Source organism: Actinoplanes sp. M2I2 (assembly GCF_023544445.1).
GTDB lineage: Bacteria > Actinomycetota > Actinomycetes > Mycobacteriales > Micromonosporaceae > Actinoplanes.
The window spans coordinates 88,466-107,947 of the sequence record NZ_JALPVJ010000020.1 but is presented as its reverse complement, the minus strand read 5'-3'; the positions used below and the strand labels follow the sequence as shown (position 1 = coordinate 107,947).

18 protein-coding genes are annotated in these 19,482 nt (G+C 72.3%); 10 read left to right on the top strand and 8 right to left on the bottom strand.

What is annotated here, in order from left to right; all coding sequences use genetic code 11:
• The first annotated feature begins 105 nt into the window (after positions 1–105).
• The 5 genes from HJC40_RS34415 to HJC40_RS34395 all read left to right on the top strand — a co-directional run bounded on the left by HJC40_RS34415 (position 106) and on the right by HJC40_RS34395 (position 4,012).
• Complete coding sequence (locus HJC40_RS34415) at positions 106–945, top strand: oxidoreductase (protein WP_250007594.1); 840 nt, start codon at positions 106–108, stop codon at positions 943–945.
• 79 nt (positions 946–1,024) lie between these two features.
• Entirely contained in the window at positions 1,025–1,666 is a 642-nt protein-coding gene (locus HJC40_RS34410; RefSeq protein WP_250007593.1) for a TetR/AcrR family transcriptional regulator, read from the top strand.
• An 85-nt stretch (positions 1,667–1,751) separates the two neighbouring features.
• Positions 1,752–2,102 (top strand): PadR family transcriptional regulator, encoded by a 351-nt coding sequence (locus tag HJC40_RS34405; RefSeq protein ID WP_250007592.1) that lies wholly within the window; start codon positions 1,752–1,754, stop codon positions 2,100–2,102.
• Positions 2,102–3,595: a hypothetical protein gene (locus tag HJC40_RS34400; RefSeq protein WP_250007591.1), complete on the top strand. Its 1,494-nt coding sequence runs from the start codon at positions 2,102–2,104 to the stop codon at positions 3,593–3,595. The genes HJC40_RS34405 and HJC40_RS34400 overlap by 1 nt, the downstream gene beginning before the upstream one ends.
• 114 nt (positions 3,596–3,709) lie before the next feature.
• Positions 3,710–4,012 carry a hypothetical protein gene (locus tag HJC40_RS34395; RefSeq protein ID WP_250007590.1) on the top strand — a complete coding sequence of 101 codons (303 nt, stop codon included), beginning with the start codon at positions 3,710–3,712 and terminating at the stop codon, positions 4,010–4,012.
• A gap of 127 nt (positions 4,013–4,139) precedes the next feature.
• Here HJC40_RS34395 and HJC40_RS34390 read toward each other — a convergent pair whose 3' ends face one another.
• From HJC40_RS34390 to HJC40_RS34375, 4 genes are all read right to left on the bottom strand, one after another.
• Positions 4,140–4,553 carry a nitroreductase family deazaflavin-dependent oxidoreductase gene (locus HJC40_RS34390; RefSeq protein WP_250007589.1) on the bottom strand — a complete coding sequence of 138 codons (414 nt, stop codon included), beginning with the start codon at positions 4,551–4,553 and terminating at the stop codon, positions 4,140–4,142.
• 107 nt (positions 4,554–4,660) lie between these two features.
• Positions 4,661–6,913, bottom strand: coding sequence for an NACHT domain-containing protein (locus HJC40_RS34385; RefSeq protein ID WP_250007588.1), 2,253 nt, complete (start codon positions 6,911–6,913; stop codon positions 4,661–4,663).
• Positions 6,914–7,025: 112 nt separating this feature from the next.
• Complete coding sequence (locus HJC40_RS34380; protein WP_250007586.1) at positions 7,026–10,217, bottom strand: polysaccharide deacetylase family protein; 3,192 nt, start codon at positions 10,215–10,217, stop codon at positions 7,026–7,028.
• A gap of 4 nt (positions 10,218–10,221) precedes the next feature.
• Entirely contained in the window at positions 10,222–10,401 is a 180-nt protein-coding gene (locus HJC40_RS34375) for a hypothetical protein (protein WP_250007585.1), read from the bottom strand.
• A 118-nt stretch (positions 10,402–10,519) separates the two neighbouring features.
• On the opposite strand from HJC40_RS34375, the gene HJC40_RS34370 reads away from it, so the two are divergent.
• Both HJC40_RS34370 and HJC40_RS34365 read left to right on the top strand, forming a co-directional pair.
• Positions 10,520–11,479 (top strand): alpha/beta hydrolase, encoded by a 960-nt coding sequence (locus HJC40_RS34370; protein ID WP_250007584.1) that lies wholly within the window; start codon positions 10,520–10,522, stop codon positions 11,477–11,479.
• 247 nt (positions 11,480–11,726) lie between these two features.
• A complete protein-coding gene (locus HJC40_RS34365) occupies positions 11,727–12,551 on the top strand; it encodes an SAM-dependent methyltransferase (RefSeq protein WP_250007583.1) in 825 nt (274 codons plus the stop codon).
• 22 nt (positions 12,552–12,573) lie between these two features.
• On the opposite strand, the gene HJC40_RS45735 is transcribed toward HJC40_RS34365, so the two are convergent.
• From HJC40_RS45735 to HJC40_RS34350, 3 genes are all read right to left on the bottom strand, one after another.
• The gene (locus HJC40_RS45735) at positions 12,574–12,963 is read right to left on the bottom strand and encodes a diguanylate cyclase domain-containing protein (protein ID WP_308200980.1); all 390 of its coding nucleotides are present in this window, start codon (positions 12,961–12,963) and stop codon (positions 12,574–12,576) included.
• A 159-nt stretch (positions 12,964–13,122) separates the two neighbouring features.
• A complete protein-coding gene (locus HJC40_RS34355) occupies positions 13,123–13,605 on the bottom strand; it encodes an SRPBCC family protein (protein WP_250007582.1) in 483 nt (160 codons plus the stop codon).
• 78 nt (positions 13,606–13,683) lie between these two features.
• On the bottom strand, positions 13,684–14,562 hold the full coding sequence (locus HJC40_RS34350) for a DMT family transporter (RefSeq protein ID WP_250007581.1): 879 nt from the start codon (positions 14,560–14,562) through the stop codon (positions 13,684–13,686).
• Between the two features lie 72 nt (positions 14,563–14,634).
• On the opposite strand from HJC40_RS34350, the gene HJC40_RS34345 reads away from it, so the two are divergent.
• Positions 14,635–15,525: a LysR family transcriptional regulator gene (locus tag HJC40_RS34345; protein WP_250007580.1), complete on the top strand. Its 891-nt coding sequence runs from the start codon at positions 14,635–14,637 to the stop codon at positions 15,523–15,525.
• Between the two features lie 13 nt (positions 15,526–15,538).
• On the opposite strand, the gene HJC40_RS45730 is transcribed toward HJC40_RS34345, so the two are convergent.
• The gene (locus tag HJC40_RS45730; protein WP_284044128.1) at positions 15,539–16,960 is read right to left on the bottom strand and encodes a GGDEF domain-containing protein; all 1,422 of its coding nucleotides are present in this window, start codon (positions 16,958–16,960) and stop codon (positions 15,539–15,541) included.
• Between the two features lie 215 nt (positions 16,961–17,175).
• On the opposite strand from HJC40_RS45730, the gene HJC40_RS34335 reads away from it, so the two are divergent.
• Complete coding sequence (locus HJC40_RS34335) at positions 17,176–18,147, top strand: glycosyltransferase family 2 protein (protein WP_250007578.1); 972 nt, start codon at positions 17,176–17,178, stop codon at positions 18,145–18,147.
• Positions 18,144–19,370, top strand: coding sequence for a mannosyltransferase family protein (locus HJC40_RS34330; protein ID WP_250007577.1), 1,227 nt, complete (start codon positions 18,144–18,146; stop codon positions 19,368–19,370). Before HJC40_RS34335 ends, HJC40_RS34330 begins: the two co-directional genes overlap by 4 nt.
• Positions 19,371–19,482 lie beyond the last annotated feature (112 nt).

The following is a 19,482-nucleotide window of genomic DNA, read 5'->3' as shown; positions in this document are numbered from 1 at the left end:
ACGTCAGGCTAGGCCGGGCCCGGCCTGGCCCGGATGCCTGGGTACGCCATGCCCAGGAAACAGGCGTCCTGGTGACGGCCGACCCTCGGCTCGCACGCTTGGCCCATGACAGACACCGCCCGAATCTTCCTGATCACCGGAGTCAGCAGCGGCCTCGGCCGTGCGGTCGCCGTCGCCGCCCTGGAGGCCGGCCACACGGTCATCGGCACTGTCCGCAAGGACGCCGACGCCAGTTCCTTCACCGCCCTGCACCCGGAGCGCGCCCACGCGCGCCTCCTCGACGTCACCGACGACGACGCCGTCTTCGCGATGGTGTACGAAGTCGAGAGGACCGTCGGCCCCATCGACACTCTGATCGCCAACGCCGGGTACGGCCTGGAAGGCACCTTTGAGGAGACCCCGCTGTCCGCCCTGCGCGCCCAGTTCGAGGTCAACGTCTTCGGCGCGGCCGCCGCCATCCAAGCCGTCCTGCCCTTCCTGCGCGAACGGCGCTGCGGCCACGTCCTGGCCGTCACCTCCATGGGCGGCCTCGCCGGCTTCCCGGGCGTCTCCGCCTACTGCGGCAGCAAGTACGCGCTGGAAGGCATCCTCGAGTCCCTGGCCCAGGAGGTCAGCGCTTTCGGGATCCACGTCACCGCGGTGGCGCCCGGGTCGTTCCGCACCGACTGGGCCGGCCGCTCGATGACCCGCGCCCCTCGCTCGATCGCCGACTACGACGCCTTGTTCGATCCCATCCGGGAGGCCCGCCGGAACGCCAGCGGCCGGCAACCCGGCGACCCCGCCCGCGCGGCGGCTGCCATCCTGCGCGTCATCGACCTGCCGGAACCACCGCGCCACCTCGTCCTGGGCTCCGACGCCCTGCGCGTCATCCGGGCCGGTCGCGACGCCGTCGACCACGACATCGCCGCCTGGGAAGCCCTCTCCCGCTCGACCGATTCCCGCTGAGGACCGGCCGCCGGCGGCATCCGCGTCCGGCGGCACGCAGCGTTACAGACCGAACGTTCTATTCGCTAGAATGGGCCGCATGACGCGCGGCGACCTCGAAGTCCGGCCCTCCGAAGCCCGGCCCTCCGAAGCCCGGCCCTCCGAAGCCCGGACCCGGCTCCTCAACACGGCAATCAAGATCTTCTACGCCGAGGGCATCCACTCCGTCGGCGTCGACCGGATCATTGCCGAGGCCAAGGTGACCCGGGCGACCTTCTACCGGCACTTCCCCGGCAAGGAGGACCTGATCGTGGCCTATCTGCGGGAGGTCCACCAGATGGATCGCAGCCGGGTCGAGGCGGCCATCACCGCCGACGCCTCGCCGGTCGAACCGCTGCTGGCCATCGCCGGCTCCATCGCCGAGAACATCCAGTCGCCCGGCTTCCGCGGATGCGCCTTCCTGAACGCCGCGGCCGAGTACCCCGAGACCGGCCACCCCGTCCACCGGGAGATCATCGCCCACCGGCAGTGGTTCCTGGACACGCTCACCACGCTGATGGCGCAGGTCCACGAGGGAACGGCCGGCCCCGCCGCGCGCCACTTCGTCATGCTGCGCGACGGCGCCATGGCCGCCGGGTGCCTCTTCGACCCCGCGCTGGTGTCCGACACCTTCCTCAGCGGCATCGAGGGACTCCTCCGGGTCAACACCGAGCGGCAGTCCGCGGAGTCCGCGCGACGCTAGATCTCCACCCGACCCGCCTCCCAGGCCGGGGGCCTTGCCCGCACCCTCTATATTGAGATCATCTTTATATGGAGGTACGAGCCCTATGCGTGAGCCCACGTTCTGGATCCTCACCGCCCTGGCCCCGGAGTCCCGCCACGGTTACGCGTTGATCCAGGAGGCCGAGAGGCTGTCCGGTGGCCGGGTCCGGCTGCAGGCCGGCACGCTCTATGCCGCGCTCGACCGGCTGGTCGACGAGGGCCTGGTCCAGCCCGACCGGGAGGAGATCGTCCGCGGGCGGGCCCGGCGCTACTACCGCCTCACCGACGACGGCGCGGCCGCCCTGGACGCCGAGGCCGCCCGGCTGCAGGCCAGTGTGGACGCGGCGAACGGCCAGCTCTCCGCCCGGCGGCGCTTCGGGCTCGGGCCGGCCACCGCGGGCCTGGTGATTTCCTGATGGCCGACCAGGCCCCGGGCCCGGATGGCCTCGAGCGGCAGCTCCGCCGGTTGCTCCTGGCCTATCCGCCCGGCCCGAGACGCGACGAGTTGCTCGACACGATCCTCGAGGGCGAGGAGGAGGGCACCCGGCGGCGGCCGGCGGCCCGGCAGGCGCTGAACCTGATGCGGCACGGCATGCGGGCCCGGCTCGGTCATCCGCGCAGCCGGGCCGTCGTGGTGATCGCCACCCTGGTGACCGTGCTGGCGGGAGTGTTCGGCGCCGCGGCCGCCGCCTCGCCGGGCTGGGCGCTGGCGCCGTCGCTGCCCCAGGGCGTCACGTCGGACGAGCTGAAACGTGAGGTGTTCCCCGGCCTGACCGTGTGGGGCGGCGGCGACGCGGCCCGCTGGGTGAGGACCGGCGACGGCGAAGGCTGGCAGTACGGGTTCGCCGACCACTGGGTGCGGCACACCGCCGAGACCCGGGATGTGGTGGCTTACGCGACACAGGTGCGCGACCGGTTGGCGGCGAACGGCTGGACGATCCGTGGCGGGGTGGAGTTCACCGGCCCCGAACCGGACGACGTTCCGCCGGCTTCGCGGTCCGCGACCTTCTGGGCGACCCGGGACGGCTTGACCCTCCACTTCGACGACACCGTCGTCGACAAGAAAGCCTCCTGGGACTCCGAGGGCAGTGTCACGTTCGCCCTTTCCCGATCGGCCCCGGCGGTGTTGTGGCTCATCGCCCTGGCCGGCGGCCTGGTCGCCGCCCTTCTGGGTTGGCTGATGACGGGATGGGTGGCCCGCAGGGTCGAGGGGCGCCGCCTGCTGCGAGCGATCACCGTCCTGTCGGCCACGATCGGCCTGACGTTGCTGCTGCCGCTGGCCGCTTTCGTCGCGCTCTATGCGACCGGCGGCGACGACACCCCGGGGCCGGCCGATGAGCTCTTCTTCCTGGGATTGAGAGGAATCCTGCACGGCCTGTGGCAGCCCGCCCTGGTCTTCGCGTGCGTGATGCTGCTGCTCGCGGCGACGCCTCGCCGGAGCGAGCGGTCCCAGCCGGCCCGCATCGCGGCGTTCGGCCTGGCCGCGGCGGCCCTGGTCGCGGCCGGGTTCGCCGACCGGGCGCCGCGCCTGGCCGACAGCGCTTCGGCCGCCGGCCGGGCCTGCGTGCTGGCCACCCCCGCCTGGAAAGCACCGAGCACCGACCGGCTCGCCTATGGGGCTCGGGTCTTCATCCGTCCGGAGACGACGGCGGAGCGACGCAACCTCATCGAGGCGGCGATCTTCCGCGTACCCGGCGCCTGGGGGTCGAGCTTCGCCTACGACCCGGCGTCCCTGGCGTATCGGGAGGCCTACTGCGACGGCGCGCCGCTCCCGGCCGGGGCCGGCCCGGAGCTCCCGTACTTCTGGGACGTGGACTTGAGCAGTCCCGGAGTGCTTCCCGGCCTCGCCGCCGAGGTCGGCGCCCTGCCCGGCGTTCTCGCAGTCGAGCCGGCCACGACCAAGAGGTAGAACGTTCGGTCTTGACGCGGGTTCGGCCGGCGCCTACCGTTGCTCGTGACAGAACGATCGTTCCACCGGCGAGGCCGCACGGCTCCTCGCTCGGTCAACCGCAAGGAGACGGCCATGCCCACCAAGATCACGCTGATCATCGACAACCCCGCGGACCCCGAGGCGTTCGAGGGGGTCTACGAGGACGTGAAGCGGGCCGCCGAAAAGTTCCCGAACCTGCAGCGGCTCGAGTCGGCCCGGGTGTGGCCCAAGGAGGACGGCACGCCGACCCCCGCGTACCGGACCCTCGACCTCTACTTCGCCAGCTACGAGGACGCCTCCGCGGCCGTAGCCACCCCGGCCGCCGGCGATCTCTTCGGCGGGCTGGTGGGCACCCAGGTGCCGTTCAAGGGCCTGTTCTCCGACATCGAGGCCTGACGGCTCGGCCGACCGACGAGAGGCCTCCGCCCGGGCGCCCCAGGACGGAGGCCTCTCGAACGCCCGGCCACCCGCGGCCGCTTCGAGCACGTCCTGTCGAGGCGGCCCGGCCCGGCCGCAGAGCGATCTAATCCCTGTCGAGCAGTGCCACCAGCGGAATCCGGCGGGTCGTCCGCGTCTGGTATTCGGCGAAGTTGGGCATCGCCGCCGTCACCCGGGCCCACGTCTGCTCGTAGTCGTCGCCGGTGATCTCCACGGCCCGGACAGCGCGGGTCTCGGTGCCCACCTCGATCGTCGTGTCGGGATGGGCTTTGAGGTTGTGGAACCAGTTCGGGTTCTGCGGCGCGCCGGCTCGTGAGGCCACGATCACCAGCCGGTCACCGTCCTCGAGACGGGCGAGCGGGGAGACCCGCTCGACCCCGGTCCGGGCGCCGGTGTGATGCAGCAGCAGGAGCGCGTCGCCGAACTGGCCGACGCCCTTGCCGCCCTTCGCCCGGAACTCGTCGATCACTTTCGCGTTCCAGTCGTTGTAGTCGGTCATGCCGCTGAGGCTACCGATGACCTTTCCCAGCCGCGGGGTGGCGCGTCGCCGGCCGCCGCGATCGACCACATCCGGGTCCGGACCCGCCGCGCGGCCTGAAGATCGGATCAGCCCGATCGGTCGAGAACCGGTTCGTGGCGGGTCTCGTACTCGGCGAAGTGCTCCTTGAGCAGGCGGTGAGTGAAGGTGTAGGTCCCGAACCGTTCCTCGACCAGCCCGTACCGGGTCGCCTCGAACAAGAATTGCATCGGGTCGCACGGCAGGCCGGCCGCACGCTGCAGCCACCGTCCCCAGAAGACCGTCAGGATCTGGTTGAACGCCGTCAGTACGCCGTTGGCGAGGCAGACGGTCACGGCCACGATGAGCGCCACCGTCGGCACCCACCACACGCCGGGGTACAGGCTGCCGAGAGGAGCCTCGCTCCATCCGGACTCCAGCCGCAGGAAGATCCGCGACATGCCGGCTGCGGGATGGTCCGGCATGACCGCCACGGCCCTGGCGCGATCGAAGAGGAAACCCGATGCGGCGATGGTGGCGGCGGCGAGCCCCGAAAGGCCGGCGGACAGCAGCATCGTGCGCGGCGGTGGCCGCATCATCTGACGCAGGACCGGCTTGAGGCCGGTCTCGACCGGGGATGGCAGGACGGCGGAAGCGGGACCATCGTGGAGTCCGGCGTACACGAAGGTGAAGGGGACGGCCAGAAGCAGCATGCCCATCACGGACAACAGCACCGGCTCCCAGTCGATGGAGAACGGGCTCCGCCACACCGCCGCCACTGAGATCAGCCCACAGACCATGGCCAGCGCGATCACCACGAGGAGCTTTCGGACCCACCGCCACAACAGCGCCGGGAAATGGCGGGCGGCATGCTGAACGGACCAGGTTTGTTCGGTGTCGTCGTCCCCATCGATGAAGCCGTAGGGCATCCGGAAACTCACGTACAGATCGATGGCGAGCACGGACGCCGCGATCAGCCCGCCGATGGCAGCGGCCCCGGCCGGCTTCAGCAGAGTCGCCAAGGCGCCTGCGACCACGCCGCCCACGACTGCCGCGTCGCCCACAGCGATCAGTGCCTGTACCCCGATCTCCGGCGACTTCTGTCGGCCGTACCACCGTGGCGGGGGATGGCTGGTGAAGCGCTGCCGTTCCCCGGTCAGCAGTTCGACGGCGATCCAGGAGAGCCCCTCGCGCAGACGGGTCGCCGCCGCCGCCGGCCGGCCCATGAACGTGCTGCTGTCCTTGGCGAGCGTCAGATGGTCGACGTATCGGTCCAGGATCCGCTGCCGCCAGCTGCCGCCGTGGACCGTGTCCTCGACCGGCGATTCCCGGTAGACAGCGGCCGCGGCGTTGAGGATGAAGAGGTTGGTCAGGGCCTCGAGCAGATCAGCGTTTCCCTGCGCGCTGCTGCGAAGCGCGGTGAGCCGGTTCGCCGCGAGCACCCCGAGCACAGAGGCCTTCGACAGCGCCGAGAGTTCGACGTGCCGCCACTGCTGCGTGGCCGGCAGCCGTTCGTACTCGGTGGTCCGGCAGGTGATCGCGATCGTGATCGGGCCGACGCGTTCCTGGAGTCGCTCGATCTCCTCCAGTCGCGACTGTCGCAGCTGGGCGCTGTCCAGCTCATCGAGTCCGTCCAGCAGCAGCACCACTCGAGACGCCTCGATCATGCCGGCGGCGATGTCTTTCGACATGCCGCCGGCGGAGATGTCCTTCGAGAGGCCGACCAGGTCGTCCAGGGCCCGGATGAGCCAGTCCTCGACGGTCATGTCGGCTTCCCAGTCCCTGAACCGGGCATAGACCGGCAGTCTCGTGGCCGGGGCGTCGGGTCCGGCGCTTCGAGCCGCCTCCGCCGTGCGGTACGCCAGGCGCTGCAACAGGTGACTCTTCCCGGTGCCGGTCTCCCCGGTGATCAGGAGACTGCCGCTGAGCGTGGTCAGGAACACCTTGTGCAGGGCTGAAGTCGTCGTCGTATAGCCGGGTTGTCGTGTCTCGAGCCGGCCGCGGGGCAGGGATTCGTGGACGACGACCTCCACGTCGACCGGTTGGGACAGATGGGTGACCTGGTGCCGCACGAGTTCCCGGATGCCGTCCGACAGCGGCTCGGCCCACCGGCCCGCCGACGGATCGGCGTATTCGGACGACGACGACCGTGACGACACGATCAGCCCGACGATCGAGACCACCAGGCCCGAGATCCCGATGAACAGCCCGAGGATGCTGGCCCACTGATCGGACTTCTCCCGGCCCTCGCGGATGAGGAACAGCAGAAACGCTCCGAGCGCGCTGGAGAAGACGGCACTGCCGAGAAGGAGATAGGACCATCCTGTACGCGAGATTCCCGTGCGCTGCCGACGCGGTGGCATCCGCGCACCCTACTGGCCCGGACCAGGCACATCCGTCACGCCGGGCGCGACCGTCGCCCGATGTCACCCGCGCGGTGTGCCGCCACGGCCCGGCTTCGGCTGACGACCGTGGTCAGACGAGGGGCCGGCCGGTCAGTTCGGGGTGGGCGGCCACGAACCGGGGCAGCTTCTCCTCGCGTACCGCCCGGAACAGGTCGAAGGCGGCCGGCTCGAGGACCTCACCGAGATAGTTGCCGGCGGCGTCGTGCCGGCCGTGGCCGGGGGTGCGCAGCATGGTGACCCGGTCGGGGTTGATGCCGCGCAGGGCGAAGACCAGGTCGAGCGGCTCGGCCGGCCCGGTGGTCACGGTCATCGCGTTCCCGGCCGCGCGCAGCAGGGCGTCCAGCCGTACCGGGTTGGCCGCCAGATTCTGCCGTTTCACCTCGGCCGCGATCGACGTGATGAACTGCTGCTGGTGCTGCTGACGGCCGTAGTCGCTGCCCTTGACCTTCTTGCGCTGGCGCAGATAGTCGATGGCCTCCTCGCCGCTCATCCGGCGGCAGCCGGCCCGGAACAACCGCTTGGTGTGGATCGAACGCACGTCGGCGTCGACGCAGACCTTCATGCCGCCGAGCGCCTTCACCACGTCGGAGAAGCCGTAGAAGTCGATGAGGATCGCGGCGTCGAGGCCCGGCAGCCCGGTGAGCTTCTGGACGGTCGCGGCCAGCAGGCGGCCTCCCTGGGCCCGATTCTGGTCCAGCCCCGCGCCGTACGCGAAGGAGCTGTTGAGCCGGTCGCGGCCGCCCTGGAAACCGGCGGCGGGCAGCGCCGGGATGTCGACGATGGTGTCGCGGGGCAACGAGAACAGGTACGCCCGGTCCTTGGTCTTCGGCACGTGCAGGATCATCACGGTGTCCGAGCGGATCATGCCGGTCTGCCCCTTGCGCCAGTCCACGCCGATCAGCAGCACGTTGAGGGCGCGGTCGAGGCTCCAGCCCTGCGGCGCGAGGTGATAGGACGCGGTCACGCCGAGCAGGTCGTCGCGCGCCACGGCGCCGGCGTAGCGGCCGGTGACCATCGTGCCGCCGGCCCAGACGCCCGCGCTGATCAGCATCAGCGCCAGGCCGGCCCGGAAGCTGTACCGAGCCCACCGGGGGTCGCGATAGAGCCCGAGCCGGATCTGCCGGACGAGCCGCTGGGTGCGCGCCGCCTTCGGGTCGGATGTCGCCGCGGACGCGTCGAGCGCGGCCGCCCGGCCGGTGCGGCTGGACACGTGCCAGCGCAGCCCGCCACCGGCCAGCGCGGTGACCGCGGACTGGATGGTGACCAGATAGATGAGCTGGCGGTAGCCGATCTGCAGCAGCGGCAGCGACCACAGCGGCCCGCCGGGTTCCTTGTCGAGGCGGAACGCGTACGCGGCGACGGCGAACTGGGCGAGGTGCAGGCCCAGCCAGAGCACCGCGGCCAGACCGGACGGCTGGAACAGCAGGGAATAGAGCAAGTAGACGTCGACGATGGGGCCGAGCAGCGGCTGCAGGATCTGGAAGGCCGCCACATAACCGAGCCCCCGGCGGCCGAAGCGGCCGGCCGGGCCGCGTTCGGTCAGGGCCTTCCGGTGCTTCCACATCGCCTGCATGGTCCCGTAACACCAGCGGTAGCGCTGTCGCCAGAGGGCCTGCCAGGTGCCCGGCGCCTCGGTCCAGGCGCAGGCCAGGTCGTCGTAGACGACCCGCCAGCCGGCCCGCACGATCGCCATCGTCAGGTCGGTGTCCTCGGCCAGGGTGTCGCTGCGGACCCCGCCGGCCGCCTCGAGCGCGGCGCGACGGAACCCGCCGAGCGCGCCCGGCACGGTCGTCATGCAGTCGGCCATCTCGAACACGCGCCGGTCGAGATTGAAGGCCACCACGTATTCCAGGTGCTGCCAGCGACCGATCACGCCACGCCGGTTGGCCACCTTGGCGTTGCCGGCCACCGCACCCACCGCCGGGTCGGCGAACGAGCGGACCAGCATGTCGATCGTGTCCGGCTCGACGATCGTGTCGCCGTCGATCATCACCAGCAGGTCGTGCCGGGCCTCGGCGATCCCGGTGCGCAGCGCGGCCGCCTTGCCGGCGTTGGGCCGGCGCAACACTCGGACGCCGGGCTCGCCGAGGGCCTCGACCAGGTCGGCCGTGCCGTCGGTGGAGCCGTCGTCGACCACCAGGATCTCCAGGTCGGCCCGGTGGTTGGCCAGCAGCGACCGGACCGTCGCGACGATGTTGGCCGCCTCGTTGAACGCGGGCACGATGACCGAGACCGGCGCCTCGTACGGCCCGAGCGGGTTCTTCCGCCGCCGCCGGGCGTGCCACCACGCACAGCTCACCTGGATGAGCATCCGGGTGCCGGCCAGCGCGGTGGCGAAGACCATCAACCAGAACAGTCCCGTACGGGTCCAGCCCGCCCCGCGCTGCGCGACCGCGAACCCGCCACCCTGGGCCTTGGCCCGCCACGGGGCCGCGGTCGCGGGCGGCGTGCCGGGCAGCGCGGCGGAGATGGTCACGGCGCGGTGCCCCTGCGCGGCCAGCCTCGGCAGGACGACGTCGAGCGCCTCGACGGTGTTCGAGCGGTCCCCACCGCCGTCGTGCATCAGCACGACGGCGCCCGCGGAGCCGCCCGGCACGGCCAGCCCGGCGATGGTCTTCACGCTGGGCCGGCGCCAGTCGGTGGTGTCGCGGTCGGCCAGCACCGTCGTGTACCCGTCCCGGCCCGCCGCGGTGATCAGGGCGAGCGCCGCCCGGTCGACCTTGGCCGGGGAGGCCAGATAGGGCGGCCGGAACAGCCGGACGTCCTGGCCGGTGGCGTGCGCGACGGCGTTGCGGGTCAGTTCGAACTCGAGGCGCCGGCGCGGCTCCGACATGGTCGTGAGGTCGCGGTGGGTGAACGAGTGCAGGCCGAGCTGGTGGCCCTCGGCGACGATCCGGCGTACCAGCTCCGGATGTTCGTTGACCTGCGCGCCGACCACGAAGAAGGTGGCGGTCGCCCCGTGCCGGCGCAGCGCGTCGAGGATGCGCGGCGTCCAGACCGGGTCGGGCCCGTCGTCGAAGGTCAGCGCGACCGTGCGCGACGGCAGCCGCTCGGCCACCACCCGGCCGTCCGCCACATGGATGACCGGACCGGAGACGGCCGATCCGCGTTCCACGATCTCGGTCTGGCCCGGCGGGACGGTGCCTCCACCGGTCTCCTGCGCGAAATCGTCGAGGAACAGCGTGGCGACCAGGGCGGCGACGGCCAGCACGAAGATCGCCCAGTGCGCCCGCGGGCGCCCGGCGTCGCGGTGCCGGGGCACGGGGTCAGCCGCTCCCCGACATCGCCAGGACGACGCCGGCGACGATGAGCACGAGCCAACCGGCCAGCGCCACCCCCACCGTGACGCCGACGGCGGTGACGGCCCGCCGGCGCCGGCCGTGCCAGTCCACGAATACCGGTTTCTGCGGCAGCCGCAGACGCCGGGTGTCCTTCAGGTCGTTCATGATCCCCCATGGTCGCGGCGATCATAACCATCCGTATCAGCCGATGGCCGAGCCGCCCGCCGGGGCGGTGACCTGCTCCTGCTGGACAACCGGGCTCCGGGACGCGTTGACTGCGTCCATGGCGAAGATCGACCTCCGCGTCCGCATCCTCGGTCGCGTCCTGCGCCGCAACTCGATCGTCGGGCAGAGCACCGAGCAGATCCTGCGCAACCAGCGGGCCAAGGTCAGCCACAACCCGGTGACCGACCTGCTGCTCGGCGCCGTCGCCCCGGGCGTGACCCTCACCGACTCGTACGCCGCGGGTGAGGCCGGCCGGCTCCGCATCCGCAGCTACCGGCCCGCCGCGCCGGGTCGAGGCCCACTGCCCCTGATCGTGAACTTCCACGGCGGCGGCTGGGTCGTCGGCTCCCTCGACACGGCCGACTGGCTGTGCAGCAACGTCGCCGCCGCGGCCGGCGCGGTCGTGGTGTCGGTCGACTACCGGCTCGCCCCGACCCACCGCTTCCCGGCCGCCGCCGAGGACTGCTACGCCGCCCTGGTCGACCTGGCCGCCCGGGCCGGGGAGTTCGGCGCCGACCCGGCCCGGCTCGCCGTCATGGGTGACAGCGCCGGCGGCAACCTGGCCGCGGTCACCACCCTGATGGCCCGGGACCGCTCGGGCCCGGCCATCGCGTTCCAGGCCCTGATCTATCCGGCCACGGACCTCACCGGCTCCAGCCCCTCGGTCGACGAGAACGCCGACGCCCCGATCCTGACCAAGGGCGACGTCATCGCCTACCGCGACCACTACCTGGGCGGCGCCGACCCCGAGCAGCCGTACGCATCACCGCTGTTCGCCGCGGACCACCGGGGCCTGCCCCGCGCCCTGATCCAGGTGGCCGAGCACGACCCGATCCGGGACGACGGTCTGCGCTACGCCCGGGCCCTGGAGACGGCCGGCGTGCCCGTGCGCACCACCACGTACGCCGGCATGCCGCACGGGTTTCTGGCCTTTCCGAAGCTCTGCCGCAGCGCGCCCCAGGCGCTGGCCGAACTCGGCGCGGAGCTGCGGTCGGCCCTGGCTCCCGCACCGGACTGACGAGCCGGATCGGGGCCGGCGAGGACAGGACGTGCCATCACCGGAAGCGACGCGGGCAGGGCGGCGAACGACCGGCGTACCGTCATGAAGATCTCCATAGTCGACGAAATCCGTGATTCCGGACGCCGCGCCCGGTGAGGCGCGAGGCGCCGCGCGGGCCGACCACCGTGGACGCTCCTGGGGACGCGGGCGGTTTTCGTCGCGGTCTAGGATGGCGAAATCGCATCGACGGACAACGGAGACGGTGATGGGCAGCGACCAGGGCAGAGATCAGCGCAGCGGACCAGATCTCGACCCCACCCGACCGCATCCGGCGCGACGGTACAACTACTGGCTCGGCGGTAAGGACAACTTCCAGGCCGACCGGGACGCCGGGGACGCCATCGCCGGCGTGTTCCCGCACATCCGCACCGCCGCCCGGGAGAACCGCGCGTTCATGCAGCGGGCGGTGCGCCACCTCGCCGGCGAGGCCGGCATCCGGCAGTTCCTCGACATCGGCACCGGGCTGCCCACCGCGGACAACGTGCACGACGTGGCCCAGGGCATCGCGCCCGAGTCGCGGATCGTCTACGTCGACAACGACCCGCTCGTGCTCAGCCACGCCCGGGCGTTGCTGACCAGTTCGGACGAGGGCGCCACGGCCTACATCGACGCCGACGTGCGCGACCCGGAAAAGATCCTCGCCGACCCGGCGGTGCGCAGCACCCTGGACTGGACCCGGCCCATCGCGCTGCAGCTGGTGGCGATCATGCACTTCGTCGAGGACCACGAGGATCCCTACGGCATCGTGAACAGGCTGGTCGCCGCCCTGCCGGCCGGCAGCTACCTGATGCTGTCGCACGCGACGTTCGACCCGCTCGACCCCGAGACGATCGCCGCCATGAACGCGATCAACGAGAACATCAAGCCCCGCTTCTCCCCGCGAACGCTCGCCGAGGTCACCACGTTCTTCGACGACCTGGAGCTGCTGGAGCCGGGCATCGTCTCGGTGTCCGACTGGCGCCCCGGGCCCGGCCCCCGGCCGACCGCCGCCGAGGCCACCGGCTACGGCGCCGTCGCCCGGATCCCGTAGGGGCGACACCCACGCGCGGTCGTCATGACCGGGAGAGGTCCACGGCGATCGGGGCGAGATCGGTGGTGATCCGGGCCCGACCGGCGTGCTTGCCGGCGGCTTCCGCGAGAGTCCGGGCCGGCAGCAGGAGGCCGAACTCCTCGTCGCCGTACCGGGCCAGCAGGCCACCGTCGCGGAGGTTCGCGCGCCAGGCCGTCGCCGCGGCGGCGAGCAGCTCGTCGCCGGCCTGGTGGCCGTGGAGGTCGTTGTAGGCCTTGCTCGCGAGCCACGCGGCGAGGCCGGCGATGAACGTGTACCAGGTCGAGGATTGTTGCGGCCGATACCGGCGGACGGCGTGGACCACGACGGCGACGGACACCGTACCGATCAGGCCGTAGACGACGGCCTGCCCGACCGCACCCGGAGGCAGCACAGCCCGTAGCCGGCGGTCGCGGCTGCTCCCACGGTCAGGCAGGCTCCCCAGTGCGGCATCCGACGGGACCTGCCGATCGGCACGTTCTCCCATCGGCACCTGGGGCCCGCTCTTGAGCGATCGCGGCCGACCGGCTCGGCCTGGCGCCAGGTGAGCGCGCTAGACGCGCGATGCGGCGGTGTGTTCGACCTCGCGGGCGAGGGCTCGCAGGGTGGCGGCGAAGCCGAGCCGGCCGGCGATCGACAACAGCGGACCGGCGAACCGGGTGAGCCGGCGCGGGGAGACGGTGACGTCCTCGAACCAGACCACGCGGCTGCGCGAGCCCGGCAACGGCGTCACCGAGAACCAGGCCCGCCCGTGCACGACCCGGCCCGTCTTCATCACTTCACACCTGCCGGCCCGATCGCCCGGGGAGTCACCTTCCGGGGCCGTCCAGGAGGTCACGGTCATCGGATCGTCGAAGGCCAACCGGCCCAGACCCGTACGGCCGACGAACCGGGCGCCGACGCCGTCGGGACGCTCGGTCAGGGTCCGCACCTCGGTCAGGGGCGCCCACCGGCCGTGCCGCGGCCAGTCCACCAGCGCCGCCCACACCTCGGTAGCGGCCGCGCCGACCTCCTGGACGACAGTGAACTGAGCCATGACCAACTCCCCGGACGGCGGCGGGCGGAAGTGCCCTCCACCGGCAACGATAGATCGCTCGCGGCGGGTCGCCGGGGATCAGACCGGAACCGGCGCCCGGTGGCCGGCCTCGACGCGCTGGCCGTAGTAGGTGCCGCCGAGGACCAGCGCGATCCCGGCGACGGCCACCGCGGTCAGGTGTTCGCCGGCGATGCCGACCCCGATCAGCACCGCCCACACCGGTTCGGTGCCCAGCAGCAGGCTCGCGCGGGCCGCCGACGTCCGGCGGATCGCCCACAGCTGCACCAGGAACGCGAACACGCTGCAGCCGAGCGCCAGATACAGCACGCCGAGCCACTGCCCCGGCCCGAAGGCCCGCACCGCCGAGGGCAGGGCGGGCGCCGCGGCCAGCGCGAACAGGACCGCGCCGACCACCATCTGCAGCCAGGTGAGCGTCACCGTGTCGTACCGCCGGCCGTCGGTCAGGCGGCCGGACAGCGTGACGTGGACCGTGCGGACGACGGCCGCGGCGAGCATCAGCGCGTCGCCCGCGGTCGGTGCGCGCAGGCCCGGGCCGGCGACGAGCAGGACCACCCCGGCGACCGCCACCGCCGCGGCGCCGAAGAACCGGGGCGGCAGCCACCGCCGGCGCACGGCCCCCTCGAGCACGGGCGTGAGCAGGATCGTCAGGCTGATCAGGACCCCGGCGTTGGTCGCGCTGGTCAGCGACACCCCGTACGTCTCCAGCACCAGCACCGTCGCCTGGGTGAGGCCGAGCAGCGCCCCGACCCGGAGCTCGGGCCGGCCGGGCCGTCGCACGATCATCGCCGGCGCCAGCGCGATCGCCGAGATCACGAAGCGCAGCGCCAGCACGGCCAGCACCCCACCGGCCAGGACGAGGGTCTGGGCGGCCAGATAGCTGCTCCCCCACACCATCGCCACGGCCAGCAACAACAGATCGCTGCGACGTATCGACATGGTCGCAGCCTGGAGCCGGACTATCGTGAAGACAAGGTGCCAACCCCTCAACCAATGGTGTAGTGAAGCCTTATGGATCTGCACCACCTGCGCCTGCTCAGGGAACTCGGCGACCGGGGCAGCGTCGCCGCCGTCGCCCGGGCGATGCACATCACGCCGTCGGCGGTCTCCCAGCAGCTGCGGTCGCTGCAACGGTCGGCTCGGGTGCCGCTGACCGAGCGCCGCGGCCGCCGTCTCGTGCTGACCGAGGCGGGCCGGGCCCTCGCCGTCGCGGCGATCGAGGTCTCCACCGCGCTCGACCGGGCCGGCCGGGCTGTGCAGGCCTACCTCGACGACCCGGCCGCACCCGTCACGGTGGCCGCCTTCCACAGCGCCGGGCTGACCTGGTTCGGCCCGTTGCTCAGCCGGGCCGGACTGCCGCCGGTGCGGTGCTCGGACGAGGACGTGGCCCAGGCCGGCTTCCCGGCGCTGGCCGCCGACTACGACCTGGTGCTGGCGCACCGGCTGGCGCACAGCCCGCCCTGGCCGGCCGACCGGCTCACGGTCGTGCCGCTGCTCCACGAGCCGCTGTACGTCGCGATGCCCGCGGGCCACCGGCTGGCCTCGAAGTCCTCGCTGACCGCGGCCGACGTCAGCACCGAGCCCTGGGTCTGCGTGCGCGAGGGGTTCCCGCTGGAGGGTGTGCTGACGGCGATCGCGGCGGCCGCCGGCCGGCCGCTGGACATCGTCCACCGGGTCAACGAGTTCACCGTCGTGGCCGCGATCGTGGCGGCCGGCGGCGGGCTCGCGCTCCTGCCCGGCCACACCGGCCGGCCCGGTCCCGGCGTCGTGCTGCGGCCGCTGGCCGACCTGCCGGCCGAGCGGCACATCGACGTTCTCGCCCGCCCCGAGAGCCTGCACCGGGTCGCGGTGCGCACGGTCCTGGACGCGCTGCGCGAGCTGGCGGCCGAGCCTCCTCCCTGACCGGCGGTGCGGGTCAGGCCACGACCAGGCTCAGGGCGCCGACCGACTTGGACTTCTTGGCTTCGTACATGGCCTGGTCGGCCCGGTTGATCAGGTCGTCGGTGGTGTCGGCCGGGCGGCGCCGGGCCACGCCGACGCTGACGCCGATGAGCACCTGCTCGCCGGCCGCGGTGAACGGGCGCCGGGTCAGGCCGGCGATGCGGTCGGCGACCACGCCGACCGCGTCCGGGCCCCGGCAGATCAGGACGAACTCGTCGCCCCCGAAACGGCTGACCAGATCGCTGTCGCGGACGCAGGTGCTCAGACGGTCGGCCACCGCGATCAGCAGTTCGTCACCGGCGGCGTGGCCCAGGCGGTCGTTCACGGGCTTGAAGCCGTCGAGGTCGCAGAACAGCACGGCCAGGTCGGCCCCTTCCTCGAGCGACGTGGCCAGGTGGTCCAGGCAGGCGCCCCGGTTGGCCAGGCCGGTCAGCCCGTCCCGGGTGGCCAGCCGGTGCAGGGCCCGTTCGGCGGCCCGGCGCTGGGCGGCGAGCCGGGCGACGCGCACCATGACCAGCGGCACCAGCGCGGCCGAGGACAGCGCGATGAGGATGCCGTCCGTGGGCAGGCCCAGCACGGCGCGGCCGCCGCCGACCAGCGGGGTGAGCGCCAGCATCACCCCGAGGAAGGTCAGCCGGGCGCCGCTCAGGTCGTCTTTCGGCGCGCGGCCGGGCGAGGTCACCAGGGCCACCGACGGGTGAACCGCGGCGCCGCCGAGAACGGCGTACGCGGCCAGAAAGACCAGGTTGGTCCAGTCGGGACGGACGCCGTGGGCGTCGACCGTCAGCGCGGCGGCCACCGTGCCCGCGAGAGTCAGCGCCACACCGGCCGTGAAGAGCCGGACCGACGCCGTACGCCCGGCCGGGGAGACCAGGGAGACCCGCAGCATCGCGCCGAGCGTGCCGGTGATCATGAGGATGGTGACGAAGAGGGAGACCTGCCGGCCCACGGGGACGTCCTGCCGGGTGAGCGCGGGCAGGAGGACAGCGTCCCAGAGCACCCCGCCGAGCGCCACGGCGGTGATCACCGAGTCGATGACACCGCCGACGTCGCCGCGGCCCTGGAGCCGCACCACAGCGATCGACGCGCCCAGAACGAGGACACCGCCGGCCGCGTAGAACAGGTCGGCGATGCCGCCGTCCCCGGTGATCCGGCCGCCGACGGTGGTCACCAGGATCCAGGCGATGTTGCCGAGGTCGTAGAACGTCAGCGAGGCCAGCATCAGCCACCACGGCACCCGGGCCCCGGCCGGTGCGCGGCGCAGACCCAGCACCACGGCCGGGACGGCGGCCCCCAGGGTCACCGCCAGGAACGGCCATTGCCGCAATTCGTAGGGCCACGCCAGGTACGTCGCGACCAGGATCCCGGTGAACGCGGCGTAGCAGCGCAGCAACATGGGCCTCGCATCGGCCGCCCCGGGCCATCCCTGAGGGCTTCGCCCGCCCGTTCTCTCCCCGGGCCGGCGATCCGGTTCGCTTCGGCCGAGCCGATGCGACCTCCAGGGGCCTTGCGGGGGATACTCCCGGATTCGTGCCACCTCGCCCACCTTTAACCGGGCCTTATGGCCATCTGATCAACGTGTCTCTCGTGAACTTCACGAAAGGGAGCCACGTGAGCGTCGATCTCCTGCCGGGACTGTCGGTAGTCGTGCCCGTCTTCAACGAGGAGGATGTGCTGCCGCTGTTCGCCGAGCGGCTGCGTCCCGTCCTCGACGGTCTGGGTGAGTCGTACGAGGTGCTGACCGTCGACGACGGCAGCCGGGACGCCACGGCGGCCGTGCTGGAACGGATGCGCCGCGACTGGCCGCAGCTGCGGGTCGTGCGGCTGCGGCGCAACGCCGGGCACCAGAACGCGCTCACCGCCGGCCTGCAGCGTGCCCGGGGCCGGTACGTGGTCAGCATCGACGTCGACCTCCAGGACCCGCCCGAGGTCATCGCCGACATGCTGGTCCTGGCCGAGACCGAGCAGCTCGACGTCGTGCACGGCGTGCGGACCGATCGCAGCACCGACAGCCCGTTCAAGCGCTGGACGGCCGGCCTGTACTACCGGCTGATCCGGCGGGTGGTCGGCGCCTCGGTGCCGGACAACGCCGGGGACTTCCGCCTGCTGAGCCGGACCGCGGTGGACGCGCTGACCGAGCTGCCGGAGCACCTGCCGGTCTACCGGCTGCTCGTCCCCTGGCTGGGCCTGCCGAGCGGCGAGGTGCCGTACGCCCGTGAGAGGCGCGCCGCCGGCCGCTCCAAGTACCCGCTGGCCAAGATGATCCGGCTGGCCCTGGACAGCATCACCGGGTTCTCGGCCGCGCCGCTGCGGGTCGCGACCTGGCTGGGCTCGGCCGGCATCGTCCTGTGCCTCGTGCTGGGCGTGGCGGTCTCGGCGGCGTACCTATGGGGCACCGTCGTGCCCGGATGGACGTCGATGTTCGTGGCGCTCGTGTTCCTCGGCGCGCTGCAACTGCTGTGCCTGGGACTGCTCGGCGAGTACGTGGCCCGCATCTTCACCTCGCTCCAGGGCCGCCCGGCCTACGTGGTGACCTTCGACTCCGCGGTGACCGCCCGCCGCCCGGCCGGGGCCTCGTCATGACGGCACCCGCCGTGATCGCGCCCGCCCGGACCGCCGAGCCCGATCCCGGCCGCATCGCCGGGCCGGTCTTCGTGGCGCCGGTCCGTCGTCCGTGGCGCTCGGCGTTGCTGGTGGCCCTCGCGGTGTGGTCGTCCTCGCTGGTCGTCCATGTGCTGGTGGGCGCGCTCGCCTGGCTGGCCGACCGGGGAGACGCTTCCGCACCCGGTCTGTCGTCGATCGCCCTGGGCTGGAACGGGTGGGACGCCGCCCACTACGTGACGATCGCCGAGGCCGGGTATCACGTCGGCCCGGGCTACCCGGCGTTCTTCCCGCTGTACCCGATGCTGATCCACGCCGCCGACCCGGTGCTCCCGGGCGGCGGGCTGGTCGCCGCGCTGGTGATCGCCAACGCGGCGGCGTACGGCGTCCTGGCCGTGCTGTACCGGCTGGCCGACCACGAGTTCGGGCCGCGGGTGGCCCGCCGGGCGGCCTGGTACCTGGCCGCCTTCCCGATGGCCTTCTTCCTGTTCATCGGCTACAACGAGTCGCTGTTCCTGCTGCTGGCGATCGGCGCTCTGTACGCCGGGCGCCGCGGGCACTGGTGGCTGGCCGGGACGCTGGGCGCGCTGTCGTCGGCCACCCGGCTGTTCGGGCTCCTGCTGATCGTGCCGCTGGCCGTCGAGTACCTGCGCCAGGTCGGCTGGCGGCCGAGCCGGATCCGCCCGGACGTGCTCGGGCCGGCCCTGGTGCCGCTGGGCGTCGCCGGATACAGCCTCTACTGCCTGGTCGAGCTGGGCAGCCCGATCCAGTTCAGCATCGCCCAGGACCAGTGGGGACGGCGGTACACGTTTCCCGGCGAGGCCTGGCTGATCTCGGTCCGGCAGATCGCCGGGCACGGGCCGCTCGACAAGCCCACCATCGGCGCGATCCTGGACGCCGGCACGATCCTGATCGCGGTGGTGTTGCTCGTTCTGTGCGTGAAGGGCCCGTTCAAGTTCCGGCGCGATCAGGTCTACCTCGTGGTGCAGGCCGGGATCACCCTGCTCATGCTGATGTCGACCGAGGTCGGTGGCCGGTCGATGCAGTCGGCCGCGCGCTACGCGATGGAGGCGGTGGCGGTCTTCCTGGTGCTGGCCCGGATGGGCGCCAGCGAGACGGTCGACCGCGCGGTGCTGATGGTCGGCGTCGCCCTGCAGTCGGTCTTCCTGGTGATCTTCATGGCCGGCACGTTCCTCGTCGCCTGACCGACGGCCGCGGGGGTCATGACTCGGCCGCGGCCCGGTCGAGCGCTTCGACGAAGGCCTCGGCCGACTGCGCTCCGGAGATCCCATCGCTGGCGGCCCACGACACCCACTT